Genomic DNA, 19,901 nt, shown 5'->3' with positions numbered 1-19,901 from the left:
CTCGCATCGAATTCACTCTATCTAGCCAATTTTATTAGACTATTTGTTTCGCGATGTGACAAACAGCTCACTAATTGAGCTTTGTGCGCACAAAACACCCATTACTTAGTTTTGCTACACATATGGCTGACACAAAATGCCAAACTATGCACACAATCGAGAGATACTGACGCAGTGAAGCCAAGGCAGACGCTATAATTTTTCAGCATTCCGACCTGCTACTTTCAGGAGCTTCAATGTCTTTTCCTTTTCTCTATCATGGACAAACCACCCCATGGGTGACCCTTGAGCGTCGTAAGCTCACGCTCACCTTAGCCACCGATAAAACCACGCCGTTTCATCAAGTGCTGATTCGTCACGAACCGGACAATGAAGAGTACTTTGCCGCCATGTCCGTCATTCAAGAGACCGAACATTTGCGATACTGGCAAGGTGAGTTTGAACTGCGTCATGATCAACCACTCAATAGTTACACCTTTAAATTAATCCTTGAGAAGCAGCAGTATTGGTTGAGCGCCTGGGGCGTGACTAACCGTATGCCTGGCCTAGAAAAACACTTCAAAATTAACCCGGACCAGCGGCCTCCAAGCTGGGTCAAACATCAAGTTTTTTACCAAATTTTCCCGGACCGTTTTTGCAACGGCAAACCTGAAATCAGCACTCAAGACAATGAGTATCAAGTCGCTGATGAGCGAAAAACCATAGTCGCCAAGCAGTGGGAGGAACCCGTCGACAACCAGAGCGGAAACGGCGGATACGAGTTCTACGGTGGTGACCTTTACGGCGTTGAGCACAAGCTCGATTATCTACAAGAGCTAGGCATCACTACTCTGTATCTCAACCCGATTTTTGCATCGCCAAGTAACCATAGATACGACACGATGGACTACTACAATGTCGACCCTCACCTTGGCAACAATGAACACTTCGCCGCGCTGTGCGGTGACACCCACCAGCGTGGAATGAAGATAGTATTAGACGCTGTGTTCAATCATACCTCAACCGAGCACCCTTGGTTCAATCGCTTAGGTTGGCATCAAGACCCAGGCGCATATCAATCGAGCCAATCACGCTATCGAGACTATTACTTCTTTGCGGGGGATAGCCAACAATACATTGGTTGGAAAGGAGTCAAAAGCTTACCTGTATTAAACTTCGAAAACGCAAAGGTCCGAGACGCCATTTACCAATCAGAAGATTCAATCATCAAATATTGGCTCAAACCACCCTACAATATCGATGGCTGGCGATTTGACGTGATTCACATGCTCGGAGAGGGCGAGGGCGCGAAAAATAATGCCCACTACGTGAAGGCATTTCGCGACTCGGCGAAGGCCGTCAATCCTGATAGCTATGTATTGGGTGAGCACTTTTTTGAAGCCTCTTCGTGGCTGCAAGGCGACCAAGAAGACGGCTCGATGAACTACTACGGCTTTGCCCATCCACTGCGTGCACTATTGGCAAACAAAGATATAGCGCTCGACCCCATTAGCATCACTATGTTTGAGTTTAGAGACTGGCTGGCCGAAGCAAGGGCAAAAATACCTTGGGATAATCAGCTTGCTCAGCTCAATCAGTTAGATAGTCACGATACCCCGCGCTTCTTTACTCTGTTAGACCAAAACCAAGCGCTGTTTAAGATCGCCGTCACCTTCTTGTTTACTTATGTCGGCACGCCCTGTCTCTATTATGGCACCGAAATTGGCATGCAAGGTGGGGCGGATCCGGACAATCGCCGATGTATGGAGTGGGATAAGTTGCACCAGTCAGAGCTTCTGCCCTTTTTTAAGCAGCAGATTGAGCTAAGAAAAACGCGCCCTGCCCTTCGCTATGGCAGTTACATCGAACTCTACTGCGATGAGGCGTGCTTGGTATTTGCTCGAACCTGTAGTGAAGATACGGTACTGGTGGGCATTAACCTTTCGCAAGTCGAAAAAGACGTGTCTCTATCTGCTGAGCAGACTGAGCTTCTAAACCTATCGACTAGCAAACTATTGATTGGCCCCATGCAGAGTTTGGTCGTTTAACTTAGCGAGGGTAACGACTTTCTACTTTTCTCAGTGTTACACTGAACAAGGATGTTCAATATGAGGAATCTCTTTGCTGACCAATCAGACACTGACGCTGGCGACGGCGAACCTGTTTAACTTTGTCGAGCCACCCAATGCGTTTTATCAGTTTGATAATATCTATGATCGGCAGCAGTGGCTCGACAAATGCCGCTGGACCGAACAACAGCTTTTAGCGCTTGATGCCGATATTGTCGGCTTGCAAGAAGTGTTTAGTATTGATGCTGCCAAGACGTTGATGGCGCAAATGGGTTACCACTACTTTGCTACGGTCGACACCCCTGAGGTGACCGATGAGTACATTTTCTCACACCCTGTGGTAGCTGTAGCATCACGCTACCCATTGAAACACGTACAAGCCGTTCCCCCTAGCTCGTCTATCTATCAGGGATATCAAATCTCACCTCCTACATTTAGCCGTCAGCCGATTTTTTGTATTGTGAATGTGCCTAACATTGGTGAAGTTGGTGTTTACGTTTGCCACCTAAAATCACAGCGGGCGACTGAAAGCATTGATGAACAAAGTGCACAACCTCTGGTAGGAAGGTGGTTATCGGCGCAGCAGCGAGGGTGGGAAGCGCTGCTGTTACGGCTGTTTATGCAGCAGCAGTATCAACAGCGTCCAATGCCGACCGCATTAATGGGTGATTTTAATCAAAGCTTAAGCAGTGATACGCTTGCCCCGCTAATTAGCCCAATCGAGTCGGACGATGCGACATTGGCGTTGACTGATTGCTGGGAATTGCAAAATCCGGTGCCTACCCATAGACCCGCGACTCATTATCATTTCAGTACCGGCAACGTGCTTGATTACATTTTGCTGTCACAAGAGTTTCAACCTCACTCAGCCCAATCTTTAGCTGATGTGAGCGGCGTGACGGTGCTTGATCAACACCTAATCAATCCTGTTTACGAAAATGATAAAAATGCCAGCGACCATGCGTTTGTTGCCGTCACCCTTCGCTTTGTTTTATAAACAAACAGGCCGCGCTATTGCACGGCCTATTGGGTGACAGAACTTGCCATTAAGATGGCTGCTGAAGTTTGGCTTTCGCCTGCTCCACTTTAGAAAAGTCCAGCCCTAACTCTTCTACTGCTTGTTTGATCAACGCGGGATTTTGCATCACTTGGCCCATCAAAAGTTGCAGCTTATCTTGTGGTAATCCAAGTTGGCCAAGCGTCCCCATCGCCGCCAATGGATTGTCCGTTAGCGTTTGGAACAGTTGGTTAATTTGCTCATCGCTTATATTGTTCTCTTTCAACAATGCAATAATTGGATTCATCAGGTTACCTATGTTGCTCAGTAAAATACCCTGCGCAGTCTAGCACCGGCTTGCAGCGATTTGTAGCTGAATCAGCATTGACACCTTATATGATTGACCTTAAAAATCTGCCGCTCGTTATACCGCTACGCCATTCAATGCGCTAGAAAACAAAGACATGACCGACTTTCTCTGGCAACCCCAAACGACATCCTTTATCCTGCCTGGCTAACAACGATTATCATCAAGGCGATACCATGCTTGGCCAAGTTTACACTCAAGTCCCGGTTGGGGTTCGATTCATGCTGCTCTCTGCGCTTGGGTTTGCGCTGATGTCAGCCTGCGTCAAGTATGTAAGCCACTATGGTATTCCGGTGTTTGAAATCGTGGCGGCGCGCGCCTTGGTGTCACTGGTCATCAGCTATCTTGATGTCAAACGCAAGAGACTCTCGCCCTGGGGCAATAACAAGTCTTTGCTGCTTGTGCGTGGCGTTATCGGTACCTTTGCCCTGATGTGTGTTTACTACTCGGTCACGACACTGCCTTTGGCCGAGGCGACCATCTTACAGTATGTTCATCCCGTATTTACCGCGTTGCTCGGGTTGGTTTTACTGAAAGAACGAATTCAAACCTCCACTATCATCTGCATCGTGTTTTGTTTGGCGGGACTTGGCTTTATGATTCAGCCCAGCCTAAATAGCGGGATAGAGTATGAACTGCCGCTGTTTAGCGTGATGACGGCGCTACTCGGCGCTCTGGGGAGCTCGGTTGCCTATGTAATCGTGCGGAAACTAAGCCAAACCGAAGACAGCTCGGTAATCATCATGTATTTTCCACTGATCGCGCTGCCTGTCTCTTTGCTGCTCATTTGGGATAACTTTGTTTGGCCCAGCCTCTACCTGACGCTGTTGTTGGTCCTGGTGGGTATTTTTACTCAGATTGGTCAGTACGGATTGACCAAAGCGATGCAAACTCAAGCTGCGGGGAAAGCCTCCGCCTATTCCTATATTCAAATCGTCTTTTCCGCGCTGCTTGGTGTGTGGATCTTTGATGAGATCCCGTCAATATGGACCTTCCTTGGCGGTGGCTTGATTGTGACTGGAGCCTTGATCAATGTCTTCGGCCATCAGTTACTGCGCCCTTTCCAACGTGGATAACGGATCACAACATATTGCTCATTGAACAACGTGTTTTTGCTTATGCTAGGTAAAAATTTGCTCAGCCGGAGAAGCCAAAAAACGTAAGTGATTGATATTTAATAACATTAAAATCAGGCATAACAATTGCCCTTTAGTCATCACATTCACATGTTAAACAAACACACTAAAGGAAAGGATTGCTATGCCAACTCCATGTTATATCTCTATCGAAGGTGAAACTCAGGGTCTAATTACTGCAGGCGCATGTACTGCTGATTCTATCGGTGATTCGTTTGTAGAAGGTCACGAAGATGAAATGCTGGTTCAAAAGTTTGACCACGTCGTAACCGTTCCAACTGACCCTCAATCTGGTCAACCTTCAGGCCAACGTGTTCACAAGCCATTCCAATTCACTGTTTCTCTAAACAAAGCAGTACCACTACTTTACAACGCACTTTCTTCTGGCGAAAAAATGAAGACTGTTGAGCTAAAGTGGTACCGCACTTCAATCGAAGGTAAACAAGAGAACTTCTTCACCACTAAGCTAGAGAATGCATCAATCGTCGACATTCGTTGCGAAATGCCACACTGTCAAGATCCTTCAATGGCTGACTTCACACAGAACCTAACTGTGTCCATGTCTTACCGTAAGATCACTTGGGATCACGTTAACGCAGGTACGTCTGGCTCTGACGACTGGCGTAAGCCTATCGAAGCGTAATCTAACGCTTGGTTTTAGCCCACCTTTAGGTGGGCTATTGACAACCCTAATCAAGACGCAGCTAGCGGATGTGTCTTGATTAGGGTTTTATACCGATCTGGTTAAGCCAAATTTGAATGCAGTGCCAAACAGAGGTTGGTAGTGGCGATTACCTAGGGCGAAGTTTATGACCAAACTCAATTTCAATCTCACTGTTGAAGGACTCGACGCTGAGGCATTTGTCGTCAGAGAGTTCCACGGCAGCGAGTCTCTCTCTCACCATACCCAAGCAGACGGCCAACTGTGCAATGGTTATTACTACGATATTCAACTGGCCAGCCGCAATGCTCGGCTTACAGCCGAGGACGTAGTTGATAAGTCGGTACAACTTAACCTATATCGTGACTCCGTACGGGTGAAAACCGTTCACGGCATTGCTCGAAGTTTTTCAAAGGGCGACACCGGACATCACCACACTTTCTACGCACTGACTTTAGTACCAGCACTGGAACGTCTGTCTCTGCGCCAAAACAGTCGCATTTTCCAGTTCAATACCGTCCCTGAAATTATCTCTATATTGCTGCAAGAGATGAATATCGATGACTTCGCATTCTCACTGAAAAACGACCATCCGCAGCGCGAATACTGTGTTCAGTACCGAGAAACCGATTTAGACTTCCTGCATAGGATCGCGGCAGAAGAAGGCATGGTGTATAGTTTTGTGTTTGAGCAAGGCAAACATACTCTGCTGTTTAGTGACAGCAATTCTTGTTTGCCAACAATGACGACCCCAGCCACCTACAATGGACTAAGCAGCACGGTAACCAGTCAAGAGTATATATCTAGCCTCAGTGTCGACACCCAAATTGCGCCGAGCTCTGTGCTACTGAAAGACCAGAGTTTTAAAAAGCCCACTTACTCATTTCAGCAAACGGCTCTCGCCACAGATTGCGACTATCAAAGCCAAGATTATGAACACTTCGATGCCCCAGGCCGATTTAAAAGCGATGCCTCAGGCAAAATGATCAACACTGCCCGGCTTGAGTTTTTGCGCCGTGATGCAAAACTCATCCACTGTAAAAGCAATGTAGCAGCCGTTCAGCCAGGTTATCGATTACCGCTCATTGACCACCCAGAGACGTCCCTCAACCGTGAGTGGCTAGTCGTCAAAGCCACGCATCAGGGCACTCAGCCTCAAGCACTCGAAGAAGAAGCGGGCTCTGGCGCAACGACATACCACAACCAGTTTGTTGCAATATCGAGCGAGCAAAATTGGCAGTCAGAGCCGATGGTCAAACCTGTCGTGGACGGCCCGATGATGGCCACTGTCGTTGGTCCTGAAGGAGAGGAAATCTACTGCGATGAATACGGTCGAGTTAAAGTCCAAATGCCCTGGGACCGATACTCAGAGGGCGATGAACACAGCTCGTGTTGGGTTCGCGTATCGCAAGGTTGGGCTGGTAGCCAATATGGCATTATGGCCATACCCAGAGTGGGCCATGAGGTTATCGTAGAGTGCTTAAATGGTGACCCCGATCAGCCTATCATTACTGGGCGAACCTATCATGTCACCAATACTTCACCCTATTCGCTGCCTGAGCATAAAACCAAAACGGTTCTTCGCACAGAAACCCATCAAGGTGAAGGTTACAATGAGCTCAGTTTTGAGGATCAAGCTGACCATGAACAAGTCTTTATCCACGCCCAAAAAGACTTCGATATCGAGGTCGAGCACAATGCGACCACCCACATCAAACACGATCAACATATCAAGGTTCATAACCACTACTTTGAGCGCGTGCAAAACAATCGACACGAAACCGTATCAGGGGACAAGCGAACCCAAGTTGGCCAAGATCAAACGCTGATTGTCCAGGGAGCATTGCATCTCAAAACAGGGAAAGTATGGGTGAACGAGTCAGGCTCTGAAATCCACATTAAAGCCGGCAACAAAGTGGTTATCGAAGCTGGTAGCGAAATCACGTTAAAAGCCGCTGGAAGCTTCGTTAAGATCGATCCTGCAGGCGTTCATCTCTCAGGGGCTGGCGTCAATCTAAACTCAGGAGGAAGCGCAGGAAGTGGCAGCGGTTATGCAGGCCAAGTTGCGGAGCTACCAAAAACACTCGCCAATGCCATTGAAGTTTCAGAATTGAAGCCGCTAGAGGTTAACGCCTCAAAACAAAGCGCCACGGCCAATGTGATCACTACGCTAAACGTGCCAGCGGCCGAAACTGCACAAGCTGACGACGAACGACAAGCCGTGTCTGCCACACCTGCTAGTCAAACGGAGAGTGCCTCTAGTGATGAGCAACACCACCAAACACCGATTCTAAAGTCATCGCTACTCAAACAATCGCCACCACTCGAAAAACTCGCGAACCGTGAAGTTCCTTCCTACAAGCAAGGTTCAAAACTCGATGAAGTTGTGTTTATTCAACACGCTTTGATAGAACTGGGCTTTGACCTAGGCAACGCGGGCGCCGACGGCCATTTTGGTCCCACGACTGAGCGTCAGGTTAAGCTGTTCCAAGAACACTACCAGCCCACCAACACCACCCACCCTGAGTACCAAGTGGGCGCAGTCGATGGTATTGTCGGCAAAGGCACTATCTTAGGGTTGGATGAAGCACTCGTTGAGGGGTGGGAGTATGAGAAGCTCAACACAGAACAAGAACTACGAGTTAGAGCCTTTATGAGGATGCTACGTGTTGGCGAAGGGACTATCGGAGATATCGGTTACGAAACCTTATTTGGAGGAAAATCATTTATCAAAGACTTCGGTAAAGATTGGAGTGATCACCCTCGTATACATATACCATTTGGAAAAACCACATCAACCGCAGCTGGTGCATACCAAGTAATGGGCTACGTGTGGGATGATGAGAAACTGGTGAGGTATAGGCGCAAATACGGGATAAACGACTTCTCTCCCCGCAACCAGGATATCTTTGCCGTGGTACTATTAAAACATAAACGCAAAAACGGATGGCCGTACTTAATATCAGGTGACATAGAAAAAGCACTAAACCCACCACCTGGTCTTGGATATGCGTGGGAATGGGCCAGTTTACCACCGGGAGTATATGGTCAGCCGAACAAAACGTTAAAGGAAGCTCTATCTTTATACGATAAGTTTCTCGAAGAGGAAAAATCTGGTGTAACTGACCTAAAGATTAAATTAGGCGATATCAAGAGGTTATTACAGTGATCAAATATTTATTACCAATAGTCATTTTTTCATCTGCTGCTCAAGCTTCCTCGGGCATGCTCCAAGCGACTTGTGACAACGCGGGCTCTAGCAACAATCACTACTTTTCTATATCATTTTTAGACAAAAACAGTGCAAGGGTTGAAGTAAATTCTAACCAAATCTACGTAAATACAAGATATGAAACCCAAGGCAACGATGAGTACATTTATTACTTCAAAAATATAGATAACATTGGACGTGCTGGTGCCTTCCTTAGCTGGGACAACTTTAGCAGCAGCAAACCTATGTTTAGCTTGAAAAAATTAAACAACCGCGACTACATAGTTAATTGGTACGGGTTTTATGACAATCTAGCAAACTCTTACGCTTGGACAGAAATAGGTGGAAAAGGTCCTGAACTATATAGCAAGAGCAGTGTAATTTACGACTGCACTTATTATTAACCGATCACAATGAACTATCCCAGCATATTACCTCATTGCTGACAAACTCGAACGGAAATATATAGAGTGAGGCGAAGCCTTACTCTACGGTATCAAAATGTAAACATCTGCTTAAGGACACATGTTGATTCGAGTCATATTGATTATTTTTGCACTAACTTCATTTGAAACAAGTGCAAGTATAAATTGCACTAATAATTTCGTTGACATTAGTTCTGAATTTATTGTCAAAGAGATATTATCTATTGATGAAGACAGTGGAGAGCCGACAAAGAAGCAATTTTTCATTTATGACACGGGAGACCTGATAATAGTTCATCAAAAAATCTGTACTATGACTAATGTACAGATCGAATACTATTATAACAACACTAATAATCACCAAGTGGCCAGCAACTTTTTGAATATATTAAATAACGTTAATTCCGCTCATAACCTAACAGTGAATAGTGATATATCAATCGAATTAGAAAATATTATAGGGAATAATGGCACCTCTAACAATGAAATAGACATCTGGAGTTCCACTAATTCTGTTGAATATGAGTTATTAACTCAGACCAACAATAATTTATCTGATATTTACAAATATAAAATTAATTTTTATATCAGCATTGGTGGACTGTGACTCTCTCGATCATTAACTTAAATATAAAACTCATCTATTTAATACAACATGCAATTTATACCCATAGTAGATAAGTGCAAGATGAGCGCTGTAACAACGAAATTCAGCTATTTTTTTAAATTTACTGCACTATTGCTTCTACTAGACAACTCACAGCTTTACACCGTTCCAACAAACCAAATTTGGACGGTAACGCAGGTTAAACGCAACGACTGCAACGTGTGTACTTCAGATGTCTACGTACAAAATGGTAATGCATTGATTAATGGCGTTTGGGTTTCGGGGACGTTTGACTTTTCGATAGATAAAAAGACTGAAGTTACTTTTGGTAGCAGCTCAACATTTGCTCTGGGAGATGTTATTCAATATGTTGAAGTGTCTGTAAAGGAAAAACCATAAACACCTTTGCATTAGCAGTCAGCTCTTGCGTTTTATCTTCCTTAAGTACTACACCCATTTTTGACTCAGCTAACCCTAATACAGAAATGCCCTAGATAACTAGCTAGGCCACACTCTTCTGTAAAAGCAATAAGTAAGCTATGACCCTAGATTTCCCAACGAAGATAGAAAGGGTCAAGATGACGCTAAAAATTAATAAAATTTTCGCTGAAACAATCGATGTTTTAGATAAGGTTTACACTCGAGATCTCTTCGGTTTCGACTAGTCTTTACTCACAGCCCTCGGCAAACGCGTAGGCATTCTTGCCTGACTTTTTCACCTTGTACATGGCGTCATCGGCGATTTTGAGCAGATCTTTTAGATTGTCGGCCTGCTCAGGGTAAGAGGCAATACCAATACTGGCGTTCACTTTTACCATGTTGCCCTGCACTTTGATCGGCTCAGCCAAGGTGCTGAGCGTGCGCTGAGCGATGCTCTCCGTATCATTTGCACCAGCCTGAAGGATGACAAACTCATCACCACCGATTCGGGCGAGCATATCCGTGTCACGAATGACGGATTTGATTCGCTGCGCGACGATTTTAAGCACTTCATCACCAATATCATGGCCATGTTTGTCATTGATCTGCTTAAAACCATCGAGATCAATAAACAACACTCGAACCCCTTCCCCTTCACGTGTTGCGTCGATGAGTGTTTGCTTGGCGACTTCTTGCATATGGTGCAGGCTCGAAACTTGGGTAAGCGTGTCGGTCATCGCGATATCATGAAGGCGTTTTCGTGCTTGCTCGACTTCAGCAAGTGCTTGGTAGAGCTCTGTCACATCATACTCAACCACCAGCAACAAGAACTCGCCGGTAAGAGGGTGGCGGGTGCGACGAATATCTAACGAATGTTGCCGCTCTCCTTGCGCAGTGCGCATGATGTAGTCCCATCGCCCCCCTTGTTGTTCGATGGCGGTTGCCAGGCATTTTCGCCCTTGTTCAGCGCAGGCAAAGCGCGCAACAAAGGTACTCGTCTCATCAGGGGTGCGACTGGTATTGAGATGTGCGTAGGTTTCGGTAGCCGCTGGGTTTTCGATCACCACTTCGCCGGCTTCAGTAAAGGTTGTCGCTGCGACTCGGGTATAGCGCATCGCTTCAACCAACAAAAGGTTTTCCGGCTGCTCGCCTAACTCCACTTTCTCATTGATAAAAGCAATGATGCCGCGATGTTTGTTGGGGCCAAGTAACACCGCTCGGTGCATCATAAAGACGGTTTTCGGTTTGCCGTTTGGGTAGGTGGTCCAAGGGTCGATAGTCAGACCATTTTTCGCTGCGAGCTCAAAGGTTTGTGCGGTTCTGTCCTTCGCCCCTTGCGTATCACCAGACAAATCCTTGTCGATCAACTGCTGCACGTTGTCCAAACCCCAAAACTCGACTGCTGCTTGGTTTCCCCACCACCAGCCATGCTTGTCGAGGTCAAAAAACCAAACCACATTTGGGATCAGTTGGTACAAGGCCAGCTCATCATGGCTCTTGATATGGACTAAGTGATCGTATTTTTCGGTGCTTTCCATGCTTTGAGTCTACCTGTATCGCTAGAGGTTTGATGTTAACACATTTAAACTATTGGCGAAGTAGCATCAAGCTTGGTTCAAGTAGCAAACGATATAAGCATTGAGGGCGTTGCAATGCGGCCCATCGCTGACTAGTCTAGCTCGACTCATTTTTGATTAACGCAACCATCACCTCACCGCTTTCCGGCTTAAAACTAGCGGGTTGAGTGATCAAATGAATGCGCTGCGTCTCACTGACAACAAACAAAGGCACCACGATCGACGACTGATACTGCAATTGATAATCTTCAAAGGTAAAAGCGTCACTGATCGGAGTATGCTTCACCTCTGCGCCTTGGCTGATCAAGCTCGCGATCTGCTTATAGCCTATTGTGCCACCTAGCCACAAGGAGTATGAGTGCTCGCCATTGTGGGACAACTTATCTAATGTATCTTGGCTCTTCTTTTGTTGCAGACTAAACACTTTTCTAGCCCCAAACTCGTGGGAAAAGTGCACCCCTGCCATCGCGTTTAAATGGTGATCCGGCGTAACAGCTATTACCTGCCCTATCCCGATCAAATCTAAATGCTCGTCTGCATGACTTGACGTAGGGTTGCCATAATAGCTCTCAAAGCCCGCCATCCGAGCCTTGCTGACATAGTCCCAGTTGGTATCCGACATGAGTACACGACAGTCATAAGTTTTTATCGCACTACCAATGGTTCGGGCAACGTCATTGGCCCCAACAATCAAGAACCCTCGAGGAGAGGGCTCAGCCACCCCTAACCACCTGGCGATAGGGCGCGCTGTCGCACTTTGCAATACTACGGTTCCGATGATGACCATGAAAATCAGTGGCACCAACAAGTTAGCGTTTTCAACTTGCAATTGAGTCAGTTTTAATGCGAACAAAGACGACACGGCTGCTGCGACGATACCTCGAGGAGCAACCCATGCTAGAAAGGCTTTCTCTTTGAGCACTAAGCTACTTTTCAGGGTCGACAAAAAGATTGACACTGGACGGGAAACCAGCTGAATAAGTGCAAACAAAAGTAACGCAGAAACACCCAACTGTTCAAAATCACTCAGCTCCACACTGGCTGCTAGAAAAATAAACAATCCAGAGATAAAGAGTATGGTTAAATTCTCTTTGAAATGGAGAATATGACTGATGTTGACGTCCTTGACGTTGGCCAACCAGACGCCCATCACCGTGACCGTCAATAATCCTGACTCATGCTCAAGAAAGTTTGAGCCGGTAAATACCCCAAGTAATATAACAAGCACAGCAAAAGGCTGGAGATACTCAGGTAGCCAATGACGGCGCATCATTGTCGCAACAAGGGCACCAGCGGCAATCCCAAATGCAAAGCCAATGATTAAAATTAATCCAAATACAATCAAGCTATTGACTTGGCTTTGCGAGACGATGAACTCATACACCATAACCACAAACAGGGCGCCTAGAGGGTCGATGAGAATCCCTTCCCAACGCAAAATGTTCGATAGCTTGCTGCTAGGGCGTACAGTACGAAGAAGCGGAACAATAACGGTAGGGCCTGTTACTACGGTCAAGCTTCCGAAAAGCAGAGCAAGCGCCCAATCAAAGCCCAACAAATAGTGGGTCGCAGTCGACGTTATCGCCCAAGAGATGATGGCTCCCAAAGTGACGATGCTCCATACACTTTTGCTTGTACCTCTTATCTGTTTAAAGTTCAGAGTGAGGCTCCCCTCAAACAGAATGACGGCGACCGCTAGTGAGATAAACGGAAAGTAAAGCTCTCCTAAGGTATGTTGAGGCTGAATCACCCCGAAAAATGGCCCTACAAGTAAACCAGTGAGCAATAAAAATAGAATCGCTGGCAATTTAAAATGCCAGGCAACCCACTGGCAGCACAACCCCAACAGCCCGATACTGGCCAATGTTAGCGCAATTGTTTCTGAGGACATCGTTAAGTTCCATTTGGTCGACACTAACAGCCTAACTCGAGCATTGATCCGCTCAACTGGCTCATAGGTCGTGGGTAAAGGTCACTGCGGTGACCACAATGATGAACAAATACTTTCTTTTACAGTAGTCAATAATTGACCATTATTTGAAGCTAATTGCTCGAAATCTTTAGAGCGGCCAAATAATTAACAGAAGTGGTACTGAAATCGCGATGACTATCAACTCAAGGGGTAAACCAAGCTTCCAATAGTCGCTAAATTTAAATCCACTCGGCCCAAGGATTAACGTATTGTTTTGATGGCCTATGGGTGTCAAAAATGCGCACGACGCCCCGATGGCCACTGCCATCAAGAATGAATCTGGGCTGACATTCAGCGCCGTTGCCGAGCCAATCGCAATAGGGCACATCACCGCAGCCGTTGCCGCGTTGTTCATCAAATCGGATAAAAACATGGTAACAACAAGAATCAAAATCAGTGTTACCACCGCATTACCTTGCGCCAAGGAGTTAAGTAAAAAATTGGCGATAATATCGGCCATGCCAGTACTTTGAATGGCATTCGCAATCGGAATTAGTGCAGCTAACAACACAATGACAGACCAATCTACCGCATCGTAGACTTTTCGAACCGCGATTGTTTTAAGTGATAGGGACAAGACAACACCGAGGGCAAATGCAATCGTAGCGGGCAATATCCCCATTGCAGCAGCACTAATTGAAGCCAGCATAATAAGGCTTGATAGCCAAGCATTACGTTTATTCGGTAAACGTAGTTCTCGCTGGGCTAAAGGTACGCACCCATAGTCCGAAGCAAAGGCATTAATGGATTCTTGGTTGCCTTGAAGTAACAAAAGGTCGCCAGATAAAATAGATTGCGATCGTAGTCGGTGTGTTTTCTTATGACCTTCTCGAGATAGCGCCAGCAAGTTGGCTCCATATCGAGCCTGCAGCGCTAAGTCTCCAATTCGGCGGTCACACAGCTTGGATGACGGCATCACCGCCAGCTCAAACAAACCTATATCATCCTGTACCGGCTCTTTCTCTTGCTCTTCAACCTCAGAGGTTGGCGAAGTGTCACTGCTCTCGCTGTGAGGCAAGAGTTCAAGATCCAACGTAGAGAGCAGATCATTCAGAGAGTCAGCTTCAGCTTCGACAATCAGTATATCGCCGAAAGTCACTCGCCGACCTGGATTAGGCGCGATGATTCTCACTTTGTTGCGCACGATTCCGGTGATTTGAGCATCCATATCTTTGATAAGCTCTTTGATTTCCCGTATCGAAAGATTGACCACCTTACTCGACTCCGTCACGTATAGTTCGGTAAGATATGCGCCAGAATCAAACCCGTCTGACTCTGTTTTTGCTCGCGAAGGCACCAACCTCCAGCCGATGAAAGCAACGAACAAAATTCCAGCTAGGGCAACAGACACACCGATAGGAGTAAAGTCAAACATTCCAAAGCTACCTAGACCCGCTTCCTTTCGGAAACCGGCCACAATTAAATTGGGAGGAGTACCGATTAGCGTAGTCATACCACCTAAAATTGTGCCAAAAGCCAATGGCATAAGGATTTGGCCAGGCGGCATCTCAAGCTTTTGAGCCAATTGAATAGCAATAGGCATTAGCAGAGCCATTGCACCTACATTATTCATAAATCCCGACAAAAAGGCGCCCAAACCCATCAATACAAGCAAGCTTAAGGTACGACCTGCATTCTGGGGCAATACTGTACGAGCAAGTACATCCACCGCACCTGAATTTTGCAAACTCTGACTCAAGATAAGTATGCAACCAACAGTGACGACCGCAGGGTGTCCAAACCCCAAAAAAGCCTGCTCTGGCGCCACTATCCCTAGCAGTACAGCGGCAACTAAACCAGCAAAAGCCACCATATCGTGACGCCATGGGCTAAACAAAAACATGGAGATAGTGAACAGTAAAATAATACCTAAGGCATACTGCTCATAATTCATCACTGAACTAAACATATTTATTCCTTTGTCCACTTTAATGGCCTCGATGCTGGAGCGATCTTTCTCTATTTAGAATCACCAAATAGATACATACATATATACTCTTGTTCTTTATAAATTTATGCATCAATTTCATGTATTCGCTCATAGCAGCTCAAAACCGTGTCAAAAGTTTTGATTTTCGTGAGCTTAGTGTGGAGACAAACATCGAATCAACGGACAGACGAGCACCGATGACTTTGTTAACCAAAGTGGTCGCTAAAAGTTGGATATGAGTCGGGACTTATATATGTGGTTCAGCGGTCGATACGCACTATCTGTACGACCACGGTGTACTTGCCGAGTCTGGAGGCATAAAAACGAAAAAAACCGCTGTAAAAACAGCGGTTTAATCTTTGAAAGTGGCGGAGAGATAGGGATTTGAACCCTAGATACGCTATTAACGTATGCCGGTTTTCAAGACCGGTGCTTTCAACCACTCAGCCATCTCTCCGTTGCGGGACGTATACTAGGTTCATGCTTAATCGTTGTAAAGCTCTATTTCACGCAGTTTCGTTTAAGTGTCGATAATATAAGCAGTTAGTGGTCGTTAATCGGTAAAATTCAACGTGATATCGTTCGCAAATTGTAGACTAGGAGCTCTAAGTTCCACTCTGTAATAAAATAGTGTTTTATTATTAAAGCATTGAAATATATGTATTATACACTGTTCAGTTAACGCATGTACGCCCGAAAGTCATTGCATAACAGTGTGAACTATATCAAAATTAGGCGATTAACTGGCTTGTGTGTTCAAAAACTGAGGTTTTTATGAAAGTCGCTGACTTATTTAAACATCGTGGTGAATCAAATTCTAAGCAGCATTCTGAGTTTATGCAGTGGATGACTCCAACTGTGCGTGAATACTGGGGAGAAATTGTCAATAAGGCTAACAACCGCCACCTGTTTACTCGTCTGCGTGATTTTCATGCTCCAGCGGTAAACGATGAAGTTGAAGCTCCCCAGCCACAGGCGATCGAGCTCAAACCAGAAGCTCAAAAACTTTACAACGAGTTGCAAGCCAAGCTAGGTGAAGTTATCCATATCGGTGCATGGTTTGATGTGTCGCAAGAGCGGATCAATCAGTTCGGACAGGTCACTGAAGATATGCAGTGGATTCATACCGATCCTGAGCGCGCGGCAACGGATTCACCGTTCAAAACGACGGTCGCTCATGGTTTTTTGACGTTGGCGCTACTGCCTAAACTGACTGATAGTGTCGATCCAGACAACAATTTGTTTCCAACCGCCAAAATGATCGTGAACATTGGCCTTAATCAAGTTCGCTTCCCCTATCCGATTAAAGCAGGTAGCCGAGTTCGTGCGGTGAGTACTCTGGCTAAAGTTACGCCAATCCGCAAAGGGCTAGAGATCGAACGGGAGATCAAAGTGGAAATCGAAGGTGTACGTCGTCCTGGTGCGGTTGTCACGTCTGTTATCCAACTGCATTTCTAATCCTAGATTGATTAAAAAAGGGTACGTTTTCGTACCCTTTTTTGTATTCATCACGCTTTTCAGCTCATGGTGTAACAGCAACCTAGCGGGTAGTCATCACCATTTTTAGCGGTGTACTCTTTTTCTTCAGTGCACGCTCGCGGCTTTCCTTTCTCATCACCTTTCACTAGGCTTATCCAGTGGCGCATTGCCGACATTCCCGCCATTTCTTGTGGGAAGGTGGTGCAGGTTTCAAGCTGAATATCTTCGATATCAATCAACTCAACACAACCTGTCCCTTTATGGCAACCTAGAGTCACTTCAACATGGCTTCCTGTCCCATCGCGGAACAAGATAGACTCTGGGTCTTCTTTTTCGCCAGTGAAAGCAACAAAGTGTTTAGGGTGTTTTAGGCCGCTGTGTCGGCCATCTTTGAAGTAGGCCATAACGTGACGGTAATCGATCACGTAAGCGGTCACATCTTTGTGCGAACCATTCTCTAATGGAAACAGGCGATCCAGTAGCTGTTTGGCTTTTACCTGCTTCTCCATTGCTTGGCTCGTTTCTACCGCGAAGACTGCTTCAGCGATAAATGGCTTATTTTGTTTTTGGATTTCAGTCTTATCGAATGTCAGCATGTTCATAGCGTTTCCCTCGCGGATATTTCACAACTTTTTGTCCTAGAGCAAATATTCAAAATTAGCGTTGACTTGTTTTGCTAATTTGTGACTTTGCTTACTTTGTATACTAGTGAATTTTTGACTACAATTTCACAACAAAAATTTTACAGTGTGAATTTTACAAAATGCCGGTGTCAAAAAGCTTAATTCGTCAGTCTCATTTTCTCGGGACTAAGATAAGAAACCTGAGAAAACGCAACCACTTAACCATGGAAGATCTCTCTGCACGTTGTATTCGTGTTAGCCCAGAGTACGCACCTTCTGTTTCCTATCTCTCGATGATTGAACGCGGAAAACGGGTACCGAGCATTGACATGCTTGAGGTGATTGCCGAAGTATTTCAAAAAGATCCGGCTTGGTTTCTTGACGATGAGCCAGAGCAAGCAGACATCACTCCCGATAAAGGTAATCGCGGTGGGATCAGTGGCATGGCGCTGGAGCCGAGCTTCTTGTTCTCTAACGATATCTTGCAAATCGCGATTCCAGAGATGCTATCGCAAACCGGCATTACCGGACGCCAGTTCGCCCACCTACTAATCCGAGCGCATCAAGAGAGCAATCAGAACCATTTCCCTGATCTTGAGCGCGCAGCGGAAGAAGTGGGGTTAAAAAGACTGAACCTCTCCGCTGAAGACCTGATGGATATAGCGCGCAGTTTGGGCTTGACCATCCGCTGGGTCTCTCAGCCACCAAAGGATGTCGTTGACGAACTTGGCGTCAGCGCCAAACAGGTGGTCACCTCTTTTTTTGAACCGCCAGGCACTATCTTTCTCAATGAGATACTAAAACAGTACCCGACACGGCTTAAATATGATTTAGCGGTCTATATTGGTCACTGTGTTCTGCACAGCAAAGAGGGACTAAAGAGCGTCCTGTCGGTGGGTCATGCCAATAGTTGGGAAGAGCACAATCAAAGTGCGCCGACATCGGAGCTAAATTCACAAGACATCTTGCAGGCGTGGCGCGACTTTGAGTCGAGTTTTTTTGCTGGCGCGTTACTGTGCCCGAAAGTGCCGTTTAGACAGCTTCTAGATAGAAGTGGTTACGAGATCGATGTTCATCAGAAAGCGGGGGTTTCTCCTTCCGTGGCGATGCGCCGGATGACCGTCGTGTCTCCTTATCCCCATTGGCATTACTTTGATGCCTACGGTCAAAACAAGCTTAAGGCGGTGTATCGCGGTAACGGTATTCCACTACCATGGGGGAACATGCGCAAGGTCAACGATCCATGTCAGCATTGGGCCGTATTTCGTCGCTTGTCTGAGCCGCAACAAGGTAGCTCAGCGCAAATCTCTATCTTGAATGTGGGGGACGAGCCAAGAATCTATTGCTGTGAATCGGTCAACATGACAGATCCTGCTGGCAACAATCGCGTGCTGTGCGCAGGTATCGACCTTAACCCAGCGATTGATGCGCAAGGCGGAAACTCGGTCGAATTAGCAGAAGAGCTGAAAGCGCTGTGTGTTGGTCAGGGCGGCAGTGCACCGATTCCGCGTCATATTCAGAAAGAGTTCACGACTATCGCTAAGATTTTAAATATTAATTGGATTGAGCGCGGACTGGCCTCTGATGCTCGAGTGATTTGCTCGCGCGGTGCCGTGTGTCCGAGAAAACCGAGTTGCTATAGTGGTTGCCAAGACGCTTAGCCTAAAGAGAAAGGTTTAAAGAAAAAAAGCCAACCACAATCACCGTGGTTGGCTATATATAAGTGTGAACAAAATGAGTTCACTAACAACGTCAGTTGGCTAGGTGACCCTCGGCTTAATAAGGGTCATCTAAAGTAAAGCAGAAAGCGTGCCAACTTTTCAAATACGATAAATGGGCATTTTTGCACGAAAAACCGCCTATTTCACAAAAACTAGTCGCATACCATTATCGCAAATTGCAAAAGAATGCGTAATGCAAATTTCATAAATGCAATTTGCAAATTTAGCGATTTAGCTAGCGCTTGCGAAATACCCAAATGGGCCCGATCAAAAGAAACTGCACATCCTCAAAGAAGGAAGGCTTTTTCCCTTCAATTTTGTGGCCAACAAACTGCAACAACCACAAAACCGCAAATAGGACCAGCGACACCAGCAACACCGAAATCTGCAGCAGTTCCAACGACCAGATAAGTGAGATGCATGCTAATGAGAAACCGAGCATCATCAGAAACACGCTAAGTGATAAGCGATAATAGAACACCATAGTTGGGACCAAAGCGAGCCAAACCCAATTTAAATTGAGGCCATACAACGGAATTGACGGAATCGACCACAGCAAGCCCACCACCGACAAAAAAATTCCGGGGACTGCGACTTTATGAATTTTTTGATTGACTGGGTGCTGATGGCTCTCGCCATACTCCTTTAGCCATTGAGACAGATCCTTCATACTCTCTCCAAACTTCAACCTTTATTCATTCTATAGCATGGGTCTACTCAGTGTGCT

15 protein-coding genes and 1 tRNA gene are annotated in these 19,901 nt (G+C 46.0%); 9 read left to right on the top strand and 7 right to left on the bottom strand.

Annotated features, from left to right (window positions below; translation table 11 throughout):
- Positions 1–236 precede the first annotated feature (236 nt).
- Together malZ and MTO69_RS17670 are read left to right on the top strand one after the other, a co-directional pair.
- Entirely contained in the window at positions 237–2,027 is a 1,791-nt protein-coding gene (malZ, locus tag MTO69_RS17675) for a maltodextrin glucosidase (RefSeq protein ID WP_248334746.1), read from the top strand.
- A gap of 73 nt (positions 2,028–2,100) precedes the next feature.
- Positions 2,101–3,045, top strand: a complete 945-nt coding sequence (locus MTO69_RS17670) for an endonuclease/exonuclease/phosphatase family protein (protein ID WP_248334745.1) — start codon at positions 2,101–2,103, stop codon at positions 3,043–3,045.
- A gap of 49 nt (positions 3,046–3,094) precedes the next feature.
- On the opposite strand, the gene MTO69_RS17665 is transcribed toward MTO69_RS17670, so the two are convergent.
- Complete coding sequence (locus MTO69_RS17665) at positions 3,095–3,352, bottom strand: DUF2999 family protein (protein WP_248334744.1); 258 nt, start codon at positions 3,350–3,352, stop codon at positions 3,095–3,097.
- 236 nt (positions 3,353–3,588) lie between these two features.
- Here MTO69_RS17665 and MTO69_RS17660 point away from each other — a divergent pair, with 236 nt between their 5' ends.
- The 5 genes from MTO69_RS17660 to MTO69_RS17640 all read left to right on the top strand — a co-directional run bounded on the left by MTO69_RS17660 (position 3,589) and on the right by MTO69_RS17640 (position 9,851).
- Positions 3,589–4,488, top strand: coding sequence for a DMT family transporter (locus MTO69_RS17660; protein WP_248334743.1), 900 nt, complete (start codon positions 3,589–3,591; stop codon positions 4,486–4,488).
- Between the two features lie 184 nt (positions 4,489–4,672).
- Positions 4,673–5,191, top strand: a complete 519-nt coding sequence (locus MTO69_RS17655; RefSeq protein WP_248334742.1) for an Hcp family type VI secretion system effector — start codon at positions 4,673–4,675, stop codon at positions 5,189–5,191.
- Between the two features lie 166 nt (positions 5,192–5,357).
- The gene (gene tssI, locus MTO69_RS17650) at positions 5,358–8,378 is read left to right on the top strand and encodes a type VI secretion system tip protein TssI/VgrG (protein WP_248334741.1); all 3,021 of its coding nucleotides are present in this window, start codon (positions 5,358–5,360) and stop codon (positions 8,376–8,378) included.
- Positions 8,375–8,824, top strand: a complete 450-nt coding sequence (locus MTO69_RS17645; RefSeq protein WP_248334740.1) for a hypothetical protein — start codon at positions 8,375–8,377, stop codon at positions 8,822–8,824. The genes tssI and MTO69_RS17645 overlap by 4 nt, the downstream gene beginning before the upstream one ends.
- Positions 8,825–9,533: 709 nt before the next feature.
- The gene (locus tag MTO69_RS17640; RefSeq protein WP_248334739.1) at positions 9,534–9,851 is read left to right on the top strand and encodes a hypothetical protein; all 318 of its coding nucleotides are present in this window, start codon (positions 9,534–9,536) and stop codon (positions 9,849–9,851) included.
- 269 nt (positions 9,852–10,120) lie between these two features.
- Here the strand turns inward: MTO69_RS17640 and MTO69_RS17635 are convergent, their stop codons facing one another.
- The 4 genes from MTO69_RS17635 to MTO69_RS17620 form a co-directional block, all read right to left on the bottom strand.
- Positions 10,121–11,410, bottom strand: coding sequence for a GGDEF domain-containing protein (locus MTO69_RS17635; RefSeq protein WP_248334738.1), 1,290 nt, complete (start codon positions 11,408–11,410; stop codon positions 10,121–10,123).
- Positions 11,411–11,546: 136 nt separating this feature from the next.
- Positions 11,547–13,340, bottom strand: coding sequence for a cation:proton antiporter (locus tag MTO69_RS17630; protein WP_248334737.1), 1,794 nt, complete (start codon positions 13,338–13,340; stop codon positions 11,547–11,549).
- Positions 13,341–13,509: 169 nt separating this feature from the next.
- Positions 13,510–15,330 (bottom strand): SLC13 family permease, encoded by a 1,821-nt coding sequence (locus MTO69_RS17625; RefSeq protein WP_248334736.1) that lies wholly within the window; start codon positions 15,328–15,330, stop codon positions 13,510–13,512.
- Between the two features lie 387 nt (positions 15,331–15,717).
- Positions 15,718–15,808 (bottom strand) — tRNA-Ser (locus MTO69_RS17620).
- Between the two features lie 317 nt (positions 15,809–16,125).
- Between MTO69_RS17620 and MTO69_RS17615 the strand changes: the two genes are divergently transcribed.
- Entirely contained in the window at positions 16,126–16,809 is a 684-nt protein-coding gene (locus MTO69_RS17615) for a MaoC family dehydratase (protein ID WP_248334735.1), read from the top strand.
- Positions 16,810–16,868: 59 nt separating this feature from the next.
- Here the strand turns inward: MTO69_RS17615 and MTO69_RS17610 are convergent, their stop codons facing one another.
- Complete coding sequence (locus MTO69_RS17610) at positions 16,869–17,432, bottom strand: hypothetical protein (RefSeq protein ID WP_248334734.1); 564 nt, start codon at positions 17,430–17,432, stop codon at positions 16,869–16,871.
- Positions 17,433–17,593: 161 nt separating this feature from the next.
- Here MTO69_RS17610 and MTO69_RS17605 point away from each other — a divergent pair, with 161 nt between their 5' ends.
- Complete coding sequence (locus MTO69_RS17605; protein WP_248334733.1) at positions 17,594–19,114, top strand: DUF3612 domain-containing protein; 1,521 nt, start codon at positions 17,594–17,596, stop codon at positions 19,112–19,114.
- A 295-nt stretch (positions 19,115–19,409) separates the two neighbouring features.
- On the opposite strand, the gene MTO69_RS17600 is transcribed toward MTO69_RS17605, so the two are convergent.
- Complete coding sequence (locus tag MTO69_RS17600; protein WP_248334732.1) at positions 19,410–19,844, bottom strand: DUF962 domain-containing protein; 435 nt, start codon at positions 19,842–19,844, stop codon at positions 19,410–19,412.
- Positions 19,845–19,901 lie beyond the last annotated feature (57 nt).

Source organism: Vibrio sinaloensis (assembly GCF_023195835.1).
Lineage (GTDB): Bacteria > Pseudomonadota > Gammaproteobacteria > Enterobacterales > Vibrionaceae > Vibrio > Vibrio sinaloensis_C.
The sequence above is the reverse complement of the archived record's forward strand: the minus strand, read 5'-3'. Positions and strand labels throughout refer to the sequence as shown.